At 47.8% G+C, this 14,436-nt stretch carries 11 protein-coding genes; 7 read left to right on the plus strand and 4 right to left on the minus strand.

The features are described from left to right. Nucleotides 1-11: 11 nt before the first annotated feature. Nucleotides 12-800, plus strand: coding sequence for an SDR family oxidoreductase (locus OM416_RS21320; protein ID WP_264932780.1), 789 nt, complete (start codon nt 12-14; stop codon nt 798-800). A gap of 116 nt (nt 801-916) precedes the next feature. On the opposite strand, the gene OM416_RS21325 is transcribed toward OM416_RS21320, so the two are convergent. After that, nucleotides 917-1,465 (minus strand): GNAT family N-acetyltransferase, encoded by a 549-nt coding sequence (locus OM416_RS21325; protein ID WP_036612698.1) that lies wholly within the window; start codon nt 1,463-1,465, stop codon nt 917-919. A gap of 46 nt (nt 1,466-1,511) precedes the next feature. Beyond that, nucleotides 1,512-1,775 (minus strand): DUF2164 domain-containing protein, encoded by a 264-nt coding sequence (locus tag OM416_RS21330; RefSeq protein ID WP_076253656.1) that lies wholly within the window; start codon nt 1,773-1,775, stop codon nt 1,512-1,514. Between the two features lie 259 nt (nt 1,776-2,034). On the opposite strand from OM416_RS21330, the gene OM416_RS21335 reads away from it, so the two are divergent. Further along, a complete protein-coding gene (locus OM416_RS21335) occupies nt 2,035-3,768 on the plus strand; it encodes a glutamine--tRNA ligase/YqeY domain fusion protein (protein WP_076332507.1) in 1,734 nt (577 codons plus the stop codon). Nucleotides 3,769-4,485: 717 nt separating this feature from the next. Here OM416_RS21335 and OM416_RS21340 read toward each other — a convergent pair. Further along, nucleotides 4,486-5,679, minus strand: coding sequence for an MFS transporter (locus tag OM416_RS21340; protein WP_264932781.1), 1,194 nt, complete (start codon nt 5,677-5,679; stop codon nt 4,486-4,488). A gap of 162 nt (nt 5,680-5,841) precedes the next feature. Here OM416_RS21340 and OM416_RS21345 point away from each other — a divergent pair, with 162 nt between their 5' ends. Next, a complete protein-coding gene (locus tag OM416_RS21345) occupies nt 5,842-6,471 on the plus strand; it encodes a molybdenum cofactor guanylyltransferase (RefSeq protein WP_264932782.1) in 630 nt (209 codons plus the stop codon). On the opposite strand, the gene OM416_RS21350 is transcribed toward OM416_RS21345, so the two are convergent. Beyond that, on the minus strand, nt 6,441-7,412 hold the full coding sequence (locus tag OM416_RS21350; protein ID WP_264932783.1) for an AraC family transcriptional regulator: 972 nt from the start codon (nt 7,410-7,412) through the stop codon (nt 6,441-6,443). The two genes, OM416_RS21345 and OM416_RS21350, sit on opposite strands and share 31 nt — an antisense overlap. A gap of 248 nt (nt 7,413-7,660) precedes the next feature. Here OM416_RS21350 and OM416_RS21355 point away from each other — a divergent pair, with 248 nt between their 5' ends. From OM416_RS21355 to OM416_RS21370, 4 genes are all read left to right on the plus strand, one after another. After that, nucleotides 7,661-9,664, plus strand: a complete 2,004-nt coding sequence (locus OM416_RS21355) for a beta-galactosidase (protein ID WP_264932784.1) — start codon at nt 7,661-7,663, stop codon at nt 9,662-9,664. Between the two features lie 346 nt (nt 9,665-10,010). Then, the gene (locus tag OM416_RS21360; protein ID WP_264932785.1) at nt 10,011-11,801 is read left to right on the plus strand and encodes a sensor histidine kinase; all 1,791 of its coding nucleotides are present in this window, start codon (nt 10,011-10,013) and stop codon (nt 11,799-11,801) included. Next, on the plus strand, nt 11,798-12,907 hold the full coding sequence (locus tag OM416_RS21365; RefSeq protein ID WP_264932786.1) for a response regulator: 1,110 nt from the start codon (nt 11,798-11,800) through the stop codon (nt 12,905-12,907). Before OM416_RS21360 ends, OM416_RS21365 begins: the two co-directional genes overlap by 4 nt. 147 nt (nt 12,908-13,054) lie before the next feature. Continuing rightward, complete coding sequence (locus OM416_RS21370; RefSeq protein WP_264932787.1) at nt 13,055-14,335, plus strand: ABC transporter substrate-binding protein; 1,281 nt, start codon at nt 13,055-13,057, stop codon at nt 14,333-14,335. Nucleotides 14,336-14,436: the final 101 nt, after the last annotated feature.

A 14,436-nucleotide genomic window follows, 5' to 3' on the forward strand; every position in this document is an offset into this window, starting at 1 on the left:
GAGGAACAACGATGGACATGGGACTTCAAGGAAAAAAAGCATTGGTGCTGGCTTCCAGTCGCGGGCTAGGCAAAGCGGTGGCTGCTCAATTGGCAGCAGAAGGTGCTGACGTCATGCTCGCCAGCCGAAGCGAAGAAAAGCTCGCAGCAGTTAAGCAGGAGCTTCTGGCGCTTGGTGGTGGCGGACGTGTGGAATATTGTGCAACCGATGTGACACGTAAGGAAGATATTGAGGCTCTGATTCACAAGACAGCGGAGTTGTTCGGACAGATTGATATTCTGGTGAACAATTCGGGTGGTCCGCCATCGGGTTCATTTGAGTCACTAACCGATGAAGATTGGGAACGTGCATTTGAATTAAATGTGCTCAGTTATGTAAGGCTGATTCGCGGCGCACTTCCTTATATGAAAGAAAGCGGAGGACACATTGTGAATATCGCTTCAACTTCGGTGAAGCAGCCGATTCCGGGTCTGGTGTTGTCCAATACGTTCCGTACCGGCGTTTTCGGATTGGCGAAGACCTTGTCTCAAGAGCTGGCTCCATACGGTATTTTGATCAACACGGTAGCGCCGGGTCGTATTGCAACAGACCGCATTCGTGAGCTGGATGAAGCACGGGCAGAGCAAAATGGAATCAGTGAGGAAGAGGTTTCTGACCAATTCCGTAAAGAGATTCCACTCGGCCGTTATGGTCAACCGGAGGAGTTCGCCAAAGCGGTGGTATTCCTGTTATCCGGGGCCAATACTTACATTACGGGAACCTCGCTGATCGTGGATGGTGGCATGGTCCGAGCCCTCTAAAAGATATGGATACAATACATAAATACCCTCTGTCACCACATTCCGTGGAGATCGAGGGTATTCATATTGATCCGATATGTTGGGAGAAGACACTCCTGATTCATTATGTAAGCGAATTAGCGCAAAAGTTCCCATTCATGCTGAAGCATGCCGTACACCGCATGGTTCACGTATCCTTTAGGCAGCTTCTCTGCTTGTCGAATGACACCTTCCAGAACGAATCCGAGTCTTTCAGGGATGGCGCGACTCCGTTTATTGTTCGTTGCCGAGCGAATCTCGACGCGATTCAGATCCAGGGTTACCAGTGCATAGTCTACCAGAACGCGACAAGCGCTTGTCATCAAGCCTTGACCCTCAAAGCCTTTTCCAAGCCAATATCCGATGCTTACGGAGCGGTTGGTCCAGTTAATTTCGTGGAATCCGATGACGCCGGCAAGATCCCCTTTTGACCATACTCCAGCGGTGAAGCCGCCATTTTCAGCACCTTGTTTTAATGCGTTAGTAATGAAGTTTGAGGTGTGTTCCACTTCTGTCACATGATCCACCCACGGCAACCAATGTCTCAATTGATCCCGCGAACGATCCGTCAGTTCGAACAGCGGTTTGGTATGTTCCATGGCCAGTGGCCGGAGTTCGGTATATTCATCCAATGAATAGGTAAACATGAATGCAACCTTCTTTCTTTGTATAGTATAGGTTTATTTGTAGTGATTAACGTGAGGTCTTGGGCAATTTTTGCTCCAGTGCAAACAGATCTTCTTCCATCGAGGCCATGCGTTGATTGACCGTTGTGCGTGCGTCACGGAGTGCCTGATTATATATGTAGGGAGCGAGCTGTGTCATGAACAGGTCGAGGACACCCCAAGCGGCCAGATCACCCAGTTCTTCGCCACGTTCCTCTTCGAAATACGACTGGATGGTGCGAATGGCTTCATCCTGCTGTTCTTTGGTCAGTTTAAGCGAGTTCGATGGAATGGGAAACCCTCCCTTTAATTTGTTTTTACTATCATGCTACATGATTCGAGCGAACCCGTCAAAATGGTTTTGGGCCTATTTATGCACGGCTGATCCTGACTTTGGTGCCGTTCTTTATTGAACTCCTCCCCCGTTAAAGGTATATTTAAATGAAACGCGTACGAAACTTTCCAAGAAAACAGTTTTTTTCAGGAAATGACTTCGTTATAAAGGAATTATAGCCGGAATTGCTGCAATTCCCGAAAGCTCCAATCAATTCATGAAAGGTTTGATACCTGTGGACAATCGTACAACCCCACCTAACTTTATCAAAAATATTATTACCGAAGATCTCCGGTCAGGGAAAGTCCAGGAAGTTATTACCCGTTTTCCTCCGGAACCGAACGGTTATCTGCATATCGGCCATGCCAAGGCGATCTGGATTAACTTTACGCTGGGCGGCGAATTTGGCGGCAAAACGAATCTGCGCTTTGATGACACGAACCCGGTCAAGGAAGATGTAGAGTACGTTCAATCAATTCAGGAAGACGTGAAATGGCTCGGATACGAGTGGAACGAGAAACGTTTTGCCTCGGATTATTTTGATGAGATGTACAAGCGTGCTGTCTTGTTGATTGAAAAAGGAAAAGCCTACATCGACGACCAAAGCGCCGATGAAATCCGTCAAATGCGCGGAACGCTAACGGAGCCGGGCAAGAACAGCCCGTACCGTGATCGTTCGGTGGAAGAGAATCTCGACCTGTTCACACGCATGCGTGCAGGCGAATTCAAGAACGGGGAGAAAGTGCTGCGTGCCAAGATCGATATGTCTGCACCGAATATCAACCTGCGCGATCCGGTTATTTACCGGATTTCACATGCACACCATCATAACACTGGCGACAAATGGTGCATCTATCCGATGTACGCCTTTGCTCACCCGCTCGAAGATGCAATTGAAGGTGTAACGCATTCCCTCTGTTCATTGGAGTTCGAGGATCAACGCCCGTTCTATGATTGGGTTATTGCGGAATGTGAGATGGAGAGTCAACCACGTCAATACGAATTCGGCCGCCTGAACCTGTCCCAGATGGTGACAAGCAAGCGGAAGCTGAAACTGCTCGTGGACGAAGGTCATGTGGATGGATGGGATGATCCACGTATGCCAACGATTTCAGGTCTGCGCCGCCGGGGATATACACCGGAAGCGATTCGTGATTTCGTATTCGAGACAGGAATTTCGAAGAGCCAAGGGGTTATCGACCTGCAAACGCTGGAGCATTTTGTACGTGAAGACTTGAAACTGAAAGCTCCGCGCACAATGGCTGTCCTGCACCCGCTCAAAGTGGTCATTACCAACTACCCTGAAGGGGAAGTCGAATGGCTTGAAGCAGAGAACAATGTGGAGAACCCAGAGATGGGCAATCGCCAAATTCCGTTCTCCCGTGAGATTTATATTGAACAAGACGATTTCATGGAAAATCCGCCGAACAAATACTTCCGTTTGTTCCCTGGCAACGAAGTTCGTCTGAAACATGCATACTTCATCAAATGTAATGATGTGATCAAGGATGCAGAAGGTAATGTAACCGAGATTCATTGTACCTATGATGTAGAGACGAAGAGCGGCAGTGGCTTCACTGGCCGTAAAGTCAAAGGAACGATCCACTGGGTAGAAGCGACTCAAGCGGTACCTGCTGAATTCCGTCTGTATGAGCCGTTGATCCTGGATGAAGCACCGGAAGCAGAGGTGGAAGTGGCAGTAGCTGGGGCTGAAGCTGAGGTTGTGGAAGAGCAACCGGAGAAAACGTTCCTGGATCAATTGAACCCGAACTCCCTTGAGATTGTTAACGGGTTTGTGGAACAAGAGATGAAGGAAGCGAATGCTCAGGATAAATTCCAATTCTTCCGTCACGGTTACTTTAGTGTAGATCCGAAACACTCCGAGCCAGGTCGTCCAGTATTTAACCGGGTCGTATCCCTGAAAAGCTCGTTCCAACTGCCGAAGGCATAAGACCGTTGGAAGAACTTAAGGTCTGTTCACCAGCGTGTTGGTAAGCAGCCAAGTTATAAGTAATAGTAAGGGCACCTTCGTCATGATTATGGCGAAGGATGCCCTTTTGTTTTTCTGGGTATAGTCAGGTCCAGTTTTAGACTTAGTAATACAATTTCGCATGAACATGAACATGAACATGAACATGAACATGAGCGTGTGCAGAAGGATGAATGTACGTATGGGATAAGAATCAAACGAACCTAGGACACGCTATTTAAGTGTATTCGGGCATTCCAGCAAACTAACGAATCGTAGACACCTTATTTCCTTATTTGGCTTGTCTTTTTTTGATTTTCAGCATCTTTTATGCGAAATAACGTGGCTGAGATTCCTTAGCTTTAGAATTTCGTGAAATTGCTATAAATAATGCGTCTAAGGTTCGTTAGGGCAACAAACCTTAGACGCCTTTTCTCTTTACTGCACCTATTCTTAATCTTTTGTTTGAATGTTTGAACTTTATATTTACACCCTAACGGAGAGGACAGAAGAAAGCTGGAGAAGCGGAGCGTTCGCCTAAAAGCTTTCTGAAAGAAAGCTACATCGGAAGCATACGCTTATCCCCGGATTTCACCCTTTGAAAAGAGAATCAAAAAAATCCGGGGATAACAGCGATCGAAAGATTCTTCTGTGCTCGTAGTGCTCCAGTGGAAACCTTTCAATTTTTCTAACAAAAGATTAACCGTCCTCATCCATATTACCCATCTCTGTCAACACAACCGGCTGATAGCCGTTACGTCGATTCGATAACCACATGATGCCGAATCCAACCGCGCCGATGAGCGAGAAGAATACGCCGATGCTATACATGATTTCCGCACCGAAGCTCTGGAATAGCCAGCCGCCGAACAGACCAGCAATCACGCCAGAGAGACCGCCCCAGGCCATCGTATAGACCGCTTGACCGGAGGAACGATAAGGTCTTGGTATGAACAGCATGGTCAGCTGTGTGCCTACATAGAAGTACCCACCGAACGTAATGGAGTGCATCAGCTGAATGAATACAATCTCCATCGGGTTGGTAGCCAGGGCCATGAGCTGCCAGCGCAGTGCAAATAGTAGACTGATCAGGATGAGCGATGCCAGGAGCATGCTCATTTTGCGTTTGAGTAAGCGGTCGAGCAGCAGGAATACACCGACTTCGAGAATGGATGAGGTGAAAATGGCCCAGCCGACCATCTGTTTGTCGCCACCCATCTCTACTATGTATAGTGACATAAATGTACTGTTCATGGCATTAGGCACCGATACGAGCACACCCAAGCCGATAAAAGTCATAAAATACGGATTGAACATGACTTTGCCAAACCGCCGAAAAGTAACCACGGGTGTATCCGAAGCGATCGGCTGTCTGGGCAGAAATACGGATAATAAAAAGGCTGCGGCAATCATGCACGCAAATATAATGGATACACTACCGATGCCAAAACGGTCAATGAGCGGTCCAGCAGCGACAGCAGTCAGCGCCCAACCGAGTGAACCCCAGAGCCGGAATGCTCCAAATTTCTGGGTCGTACCATCGATATATCCGAGAATCAGACTGTTTGTTTGGGCGAATAATGGACTTTGAAAAAAATAAAAGAAAATCATGGCTACATAGATCCACGTATAACTGGGCGCATAGAACACACCCTGGGCGAGCACAAATGTGCCTCCCATCATAATCATCAGGATGATCCGAATATTGCGAGATTTATCGCTCCAGAAGCCCCAGAACGGGTTGGCGAACAAGGATACAAAGGGTCCAATCGCCATCAGACTGCCAATCTCCAGTTTGGTCATACCAATCTCTTGCAGATAGAGCTGCAGGAAACCGGCAAAGATAGAAATGGCGCCATATATGAAAAAGTTATATAGTTTCAGAGAAACCAATGAGGAATTTCCTCTTGAAGGTACAGGTCTGTCCAATTAAGCCATTCCTTTCAAATGCATATTGTTCAATGTATCATTTGTTGAAAGGGGATTCAATCTATAGAAAATGTTGATCGATTGATATAACAAGCCCACATCGTTACCAGAAGGGAGCAATACATCATGAGCGCGAGGGAATGGACAGGCATCATATTAGCAGGAGGATTATCCAGTCGCATGGGGACCAACAAGGCCATGCTGGAACTGAACGGTTCCGTTGTACTGGAACATGTGACGAAGGCGTTGAGACCCGCAGTATCCCGTATCATCGTGGCTGCCGGACCCAACGTGACATCCTACGGTGAAATGGGCTATGACTGCGTCCAGGATCACTATCCGGGCAAGGGACCACTCGCGGGTCTTCACGCGGCACTGGAGGCTTCCGTTACAGAATGGAATCTGGTCTGCGCCTGCGATATGCCGCTCCTGCAAACGTCCTTTTTTGATGGGATAAAAAAGCTGGCCGAGTCGCATGACTCTTATTCTGCTATCGTTCCACGCGTGGATGGGCGTGTCCATCCCCTTGCTGGTGCGTATCACAGGCATGTGCTCCCTGATCTGGAGCAGCGCCTGATGCAGGATCATCTTCGAGTCATGCGATGGCTTGAAGAGATCGGTTGCCGATATGTCGAAGCTGAAGAGCTTGAGAGAGCGGGCGTTCATCAAGTTGCGATGCAATTGAGTAATATGAACACGCCGGAAGAGTACGAACGTATCCGTAATCAAGATTCTGGGCTCGATTCAGATCTGTAGGATACAGGATCGCCAGAAGCATCTGCATGATGATTGCGATATTGAAGCGGGCTTTGGCCTGTCCAACGTTTGAATTGTCTGCTGAAATGAGACAGTTGAGTATAGCCGAGCTTCCACGCAATTTCACCGAGTGACAGCTCGGGCTGTTCGATCAGCACTTTGGCCTCCTGCAACTTCAAGCTGGACAGGTATGCCCTGGGCGATCTCCCATATACCTTTCGAAAGACCTGCAAACCATATCCCGGACTGATGCCAAACGAGGAGATAATCTGCTCTACTTTGACCGTGGATACACTGTCTTCCTTGGTTCGAAGCTGGGCATAGAAGGCCTGCTTGATCGCCTCGGCTATAGCTCCTGCATAATGCATGGCTGTAGGGGCTGGCGCGTGTGAAGCAGCAACGGAAGAAGCGGCCTCCGGTTTGCTATCAGCGGCTTGGGACAACAGGGCGAACAGTTCAAACATGCGTGCCTGCATGATCATTTTGTCGGTGGATGTATAGGCCTCAGATACGTTAATCATGCCCATCCAACTCTCCAGCACAACGCGCATCTTCCTGTTATCTGTCGTACCTGCTGCGTAGATTTGGCTATGCTGTGACATCAGCTTCAGAGTGAAGACCGGATCATCCACATTAAAATGAGCGCTGAAATAAGTCATGCCTTTCGTGGATACACATTGATTCGTATGTTTGAACCCGGGAGGGATGAGAAGAATGGAACCTTCCTCTACGGTATAGGTATAACCATGAATCACACTTTCTTGTGTGCCTTCGATAATCAACATAATCTCAAAGCCCGGATGTGATTCCTCCGGCATCGCCCATCCATATGGAACTTGTTGGCTGTGCGCGCCATAAAATTTGATGTTACAGTCGATAATAGGTAGCCAATGGGCCAACGTATGGTGAGGCATTTCTCGGAGCTGTGATCGAATATCCATAACATTCACCTCGGAAAAGGGTAAAAACAACTCGCCTTGTACAATCGGCACCCTTAGTATACTTCATTATAATCAGTTTAACGCGAGCATGGATAATCCATGGAGCGCATCAGCGTTCGAAGAGGTTATTGACCATTCCAAGTTCTTCAACCGATAATATTGTAAACGCTACCATTATGGGTTGGAATATGTCAACTCGTGCACATGTCAAGATCATTACATTTTCCCGACAAAAAGGAGATTAAATCATGGATAAATTATTATATGGCGTAGCCTACTATGATGAATATATGCCTTACGAAAGATTGGACAAGGACATTCAGATGATGAAGGATGCAGGGATCAACGTGGTCCGCATTGCAGAATCAACCTGGAGTACCCATGAACCGCAGAATGGCGTATTTGACTTCTCTTCCGTGGATCGTGTGCTGGATGCCATGCATGAGGCAGGAATTCAGGTCATCGTTGGGACACCAACGTATGCTGTTCCTACATGGATGGTGAAGGAACATCCGGACGTGCTGGCTACCACCTCACAGGGACCTGGCAAATACGGCGCAAGACAGATCATGGATATTACACACCCAACCTATCTATTCTATGCCGAGCGGATTATCCGCAAGCTGATCTCTCGAGTGAGCACACATCCAGCAGTAATTGGTTATCAGACAGATAACGAGACGAAGCATTACAATACCGCAGGAGATAATGTACAACTGCAATTCGTCAAATATATGCGTAACAAGTTCAGCTCCCTGGATGAGCTTAACAAGGAATTTGGCCTCGACTACTGGAGCAATCGGATCAATAGCTGGGAAGACTTCCCGTCTGTTGTAGGAACGATCAACGGGAGTCTGGGCGCTGAATTTGCCAAGTTCCAGCGACAGCTGGTAACCAACTTTTTGGCTTGGCAAGTGGGGATCGTGAATGAATACAAACAGGAAGGACAGTTTGTTACCCAGAATTTTGACTTCGATTGGCGTGGATATTCGTACGGCATTCAAGGGGATGTGGATCATTTTGCCGCATCGAAACCTTTTGACATCACCAGTGTGGACATCTACCATCCTTCCCAGGATGATCTGACAGGCATTGAGATTTCATTCGGCGGGGATGTGGCGCGTTCGACCAAACAATCGAACTATCTGGTACTGGAGACCGAAGCACAGGCGTTCTGGCATTGGGTTCCCTATCCGGGACAGCTGCGTTTGCAGGCATTCAGTCATCTGGCATCAGGGGCGAACATGGTCGCTTACTGGCACTGGCATTCGTTGCACAACTCCTTTGAGACGTACTGGAAAGGATTGCTCAGTCATGACTTTGAACCTAATCCGGTGTACAACGAAGCGAAGACGATTGGCAGGGATTTTGCCCGTCTCAGTCCAAAGCTTGTGAATCTGAAGAAAAAGAATCGGGTGGCTGTGCTGTTCAGCAATGAGGCTCTTACATCAATCAAATGGTTTGGGTTTAACTTCACCAGTGACAAGAACTACAATGACGTGGTGCGCTGGATGTACGATGAATTGTACAAGATGAATATTGGCTGTGACCTGATCGATCCATCTGTTGAGAGTTATGCTGGGTATGATGTGCTCGTTGTACCTGCTCTGTATGCTGCTTCGGATGCATTGTTGGAAAAATTAAATCAATTCGTACAGGATGGCGGACATATCGTCTACTCGTTCAAAAGCGGATTCGCAAATGAGCATATCAAGGTACGCTCTACTCGCCAGCCCGGCCTGATCAGTGAGGCATGTGGAATCAGCTATAACCTTTTTGTAGAGCCAAAACATGTCTCGCTGCGCGATGATCCATTCGAGGTTGGTGAGGAGCAAAACCAGGTTCACACCTGGATGGAACTAATTACACCCACAACGGCTGAAGTACTCGCTTGGTATGATCATCCGCATTGGGGTGAATATGCGGCAATTACCCAGAATGCTTATGGAAAAGGCAAAGCAACCTATGTCGGATGTTATACCAGTTCTGCGGTGATCCGTAAGGTATTGGAACGTGTTATGAAGGAAGCGGGCGTATGGGGAGCTGATCAGGAGCTGGCTTTTCCTATCATTGTGAAGACAGGTGTGAACGATCAGGGGAACACGATTCGCTACTATTTCAATTATGCAGATGAGGCAACATCCTTCGTGAATGCTTATGGGGAAGGGACCGAACTTCTGGCAGGAACCCCGATTGCTGCGGGAGAGAAAATCGAACTGGAACCATGGGGAATACGGATTATTGAACAATAATAGGAAATAATAATATAGGTATATAAGTTGAATTCAACATGTACACGTTAACGGAGAGGGCAGAAGAAACCTGAGGAAGCGGAGCTAAAAGCTTTCTGAAAGAAAGCTGCATCGGAAGCATACACCTCGCCTTTATCAACGGATTTTCCCCTTAGAAAAGGGAATCAAAAAAATCAGGTGATAACAGCGATCAGAGGGTTGTTCTGACCACGTAGTGATCTCGTGTAACCATTCATTCTATTGTATAACGTGATATTTTAACATTTCCAAACGAATATAAAGACCAAAGCGCCCTCGGCTTCCATGCTGGGGCGTTTGTCTATTTTAGCTCAGGAGTGGATGCGCTGTGTTTACCGAATGTTATCGGAAGCTGACAGATCCTTTCAAACGCAGCATTCGCAATAAATTGATTTTGACTATGACGCTGCTGGCTGTTCTACCTGTCATTGCCATGACCGCCATGGCAGCCGAAAATACCCGCTCTTCCATGGAAGAGGAGATTATGGAGACCAACCGGGCGAACATGAACTGGGCCTCTATTTATCTGGGTGAACAGTTCGCTCGCATGAACAATATTATCTATTCCATTCAGATCAGTGACGAATTGCATCAATATCTGGCGCTGAATCAGGAAGCGCCGACAGCCAGTCGATTCGATGAGCAGAAGGCCGTTTTCAATATGCTCAACAGTGTATACTATTCAGCTGGCAATTATGTATTTGGCGTTGAACTGTACTTGAAGGAATTGGACACCCTGTTCACCTTCAACTCCATGGATTCTCGCATCAAAGCGGTATCGGAAATACCGGAAGGATATCATGAGCTTTTTGCACAACATAAAGATTTTACGATTATCAATGATCCGGACGATCCGCAAAAGTTTCACATGACTCGCAGCATGAACCGCTTCGAGGATCAAGCACAGATTGGGGCCATCAGTCTGGAGGTCAAGTGGGCTGAGTTCAACCAGACCCTAGAGCTGCTGGATAGCCGGGGAGCCTATGCGGTATACATTGCGGACAACACGGGCAGTCCGGTCTATCAGCCAAATCAAGAGATTAAGCCGTCTGCGGAAGCACTGGAGAAATTGGCAAGCACAAAAGAAACTTCGGGTTTCATTCGTACAGCCAAGGAATACGTATTCTTTCATTCCATTGAGCCGTCAGGACTACGTGTGATCAAGGTTGTACCTGCCCACGTCATTAACGAAAGTGCCTTGGAAACGATGAAATACGGCTTGGTTGTGGGTGGCCTAGCAACCGTTATTTCTGTAGGACTAGCTGCGCTCGTAGCCTGGCGTACATCGAAACCCATTGTCAGACTGGCGAACTCCATGAAGGGTATCCAGCTGATCAAGGACAGGGAAGTGGTACGAAGTGGCCGGGTAGATGAGATTGGTCTGCTGGAGAAAAATCTGCATGGTATGGCAAGTCGTATTCGGGAACATATTCGCGACAACTATCTGATGAATCTGGAGAAGCAGACGGCCGAGCTCAAAGCACTGCAATCCCAGATCCATCCGCATTTCCTGCAAAATACGTTGCAGATGATTGGCGGCATGGTCTACTCGCAAAAACCGGCAGACAGTTATAAGGTCATTCGAGCCTTGAGCGAGATGTTTCGTTATATTGTACGAGCGCCGGACGGGCTCGTGCCCCTACAGTCTGAACTGGACCAGCTGGAGCATTATATGCTGATTCAGAAGCAGCGTTTTGCTGGCAGGCTTGAATATACCTTGGAGATTACCGGGGAACTTCGGGCTTGTTATATTCCCAAGTTGTCTCTGCAACCGATTGTGGAGAACGCATTTTTACATGGATTGGAGAAGAAGCAGGGCGAGTGGAAGCTGGGCATTGAGGTCGTCTGTGAACCTAAAGATGTAACCATTCGAATTCGTGATAACGGCGTGGGTATGGATGCTGAGAAATTAGCGGAGATGCAGTCCAGACTGGAGCGGCTTACCTGGGAGGCAGATCGGGTGTGGAGTTCAGGCACAAGTATTGGGCTGGTTAATGCGGCCTCACGAATGGTGATGCATTTTGGACCTGAATACGGGATGAGTATAGAAAGTGAATACGGACAGGGGACGAGCGTTACGGTACGAATCCCCTGCAATACAGGAGGCGAAGCCTTGTGAACAAGGAACTGTACAGAGTACTGCTGGTGGATGATGAACCGTGGAACCGGGATATTTTGCGCAACCTCGGAGATTGGAATGAACTCGGCATGACCGTTGCAGGTGAGGCAGAGGATGGTGAGCAGGCCATACAACTGGTCAAACAGCATCAGCCTCACATTATCATTACGGACATGCGGATGCCAGGCACCGACGGTGTGGAGCTTTTACAGACGCTGAGCGGAGAATACCCACAGATCAAGGTGATCGTGGTGAGTGGATATGACGACTTCAATTATGCAAAACACGCGATCCGGCATCGGGCTGCGGATTATCTGCTCAAACCGGTGAATCCGGATGAACTGAATGGTGTACTTGCCAAATGTGCAAAAGAATTGGAAAAGGTTGAATCAGCGCCAGAATCTTGGGAATCGTATCCTTCTGCGTTTGCGGGTGATTTCTCTTTGTTTCAGCAGCAGGCTCGCTTGCGGTTTAATGACCTAAACGTTCAGAGTTTGCGGGAATGGTTCCAGCAATTGCAGCAGAAGCTGGAAAGATGCGAGATTAACAGACCTCGGCAACTTGGGCGCGTAGCCTATGAACTACAGGCGTTGTTGGATGAACTGTGCGTCTCCAACGGCTTGTACGAGCGCCCAGTGGCAACGGCGCTACCTCCTTCGACAGCGCTGGCTTCCATCGAATCTACAATCGATTGGATATCCACGCCGTACTACCAGGCTTTGGAGCAGCTGATTGCGCAGCGTAAATTCAAGAACAAGCTGAACCTAGACGAGGTGAAGCAATACATTGAGCAGCACTGCATGGAGATGATTACACTGGAGCAGCTCGCCCAAATCTTTTTTGTCAGTAAAGAATATCTCAGCAAGGTATTCAAGAAAGAGTATGAGGTGAATGTGACCGACTATGTAGTCCAGTTACGTATGACGCGAGCGAAGGAATGGGTGATGGATGAACAGATTCCGTTCAAGCATATTGCCGAGATGGCGGGTTATGAGGATGTGTCCTACTTCTATCGGGTATTCAAGAAGCATTTCGGAGTTTCACCGGGGGAGATGCGGAAGGGACATACTCGTATATCAGGCAATTTAAGCAGTAGCACGGAATGAGTCGTTCGAGAGAGCATTTGCGGCAGGATTAAGGTTTAAAATAATCCAATACACGAGTCTAATTTTGTCCAATGAAGCGCTTTCATTTTCTGATATATAATGAGCCTATGAAAGACAAACCAGTTACACACCGGGAGGTCATAAGAGATGAAAGTATGGAAAAGCGTAGCAAGTGCGGTACTGGTCAGTGTTCTGCTCGCAGGTTGCGGCTCCAATGCAGGAACGGACAATGGGCAGGAAGAATCGGCATCAGGCAGCACGGTATCACTCAAAGTATTCGTTGCACAACCTCGGCTGAAAGAACATTACGATAAATATATAGAACAGTTCAAAGCCAAGGAGAAAGCAGAGAAAAACATTGAGGTGAACGTGCAACTGGAAATGCCGCCAGCGGACAATGCACCTCAGATTCTGAAGACACGACTCGCCTCCAATGATGCACCGGATGTGTTCGCTCTTCATGCGGTCAACGAGATTCCACCATTCAGCAAAGCTGGGTATCTGGAAGATCTGTCGGGCCAACCTTTTGTAGATAAGTTGCTGGATTCAGTCAAACCTTCCGTAACGGATTCGGAGGGCAAAGTCGTGGCTGTTCCATTGGAAACGTTATCATGGGGCTATCTGTACAATAAAGATATTTTCGAAGAGCAGGGGCTGGAAGTACCAACGACGTTAACGGAAATGAAAGCGGTCGTGGAGAAACTGAAAGCAGCCAACATCACACCGTTTGAACTGTCCTACAAAGAATCCTGGATTCCGCAATTATTCCTGCCACTCACTGTGGGTGCATTAACGCAGTCGGAGCACAAAGACTTCGTCGACAAGATGAATCAGGATCAAGGCTCCTTCTCAGATATGAAAGCATTGTTCGATATCTTCGATCTGGTCAATGCCAATGGAACGGACAAAGCTTTGGAAGTGGGCGGAGATGATGGTTCAGCAGCCTTCGCTTCAGGAAGCGCCGCAATGTGGATTCAGGGACCATGGTTTGCCGAAACGATCCTGAAGTCCAATCCGGACTTGAACTTTGGTGTAGCACCAATGCCGATCAATGACAATCCGGATGATACCAAAATCAATCTGAGTACCTCTACTTCACTGGCGGTATCGTCAACAAGCAAGAATAAAGAAGTGGCACTCGATTTTGTGAACTACATTCTCGATGACAAGGATTCAAGCGCATTCTTTGAAGCACTAAAGTTCAATCCGGTTGCCAAGATCCATGACTTCAAGAGCTTCCCGTGGGTAGATGATGCCCAGAAATATGTGAGTGAAGGTAAAGCCTATCAGGACCCATCCATCCCTCAAGCGGTGAAAGACGAATCAGGCAAAGCGTTGCAAGGTTACTACTCTGGGCAATTAAATCAACAGCAGGTTATCGATGCGCTCGACAAGGCGTGGAAATCGTACAACAAAGTCAACAAGTAAGGAGTTGCGAGGAATGTAGTACCCGCTTCTGTTGGCAAAATCTCTACAGTGTTGGGGGTTTTGCCAACCAATTAGCGGTACTTTATTCCGTCGCAGTCTCC

The organism is Paenibacillus sp. LS1, from assembly GCF_026013365.1.
In the GTDB taxonomy this organism is placed as follows: Bacteria; Bacillota; Bacilli; order Paenibacillales; family Paenibacillaceae; genus Paenibacillus.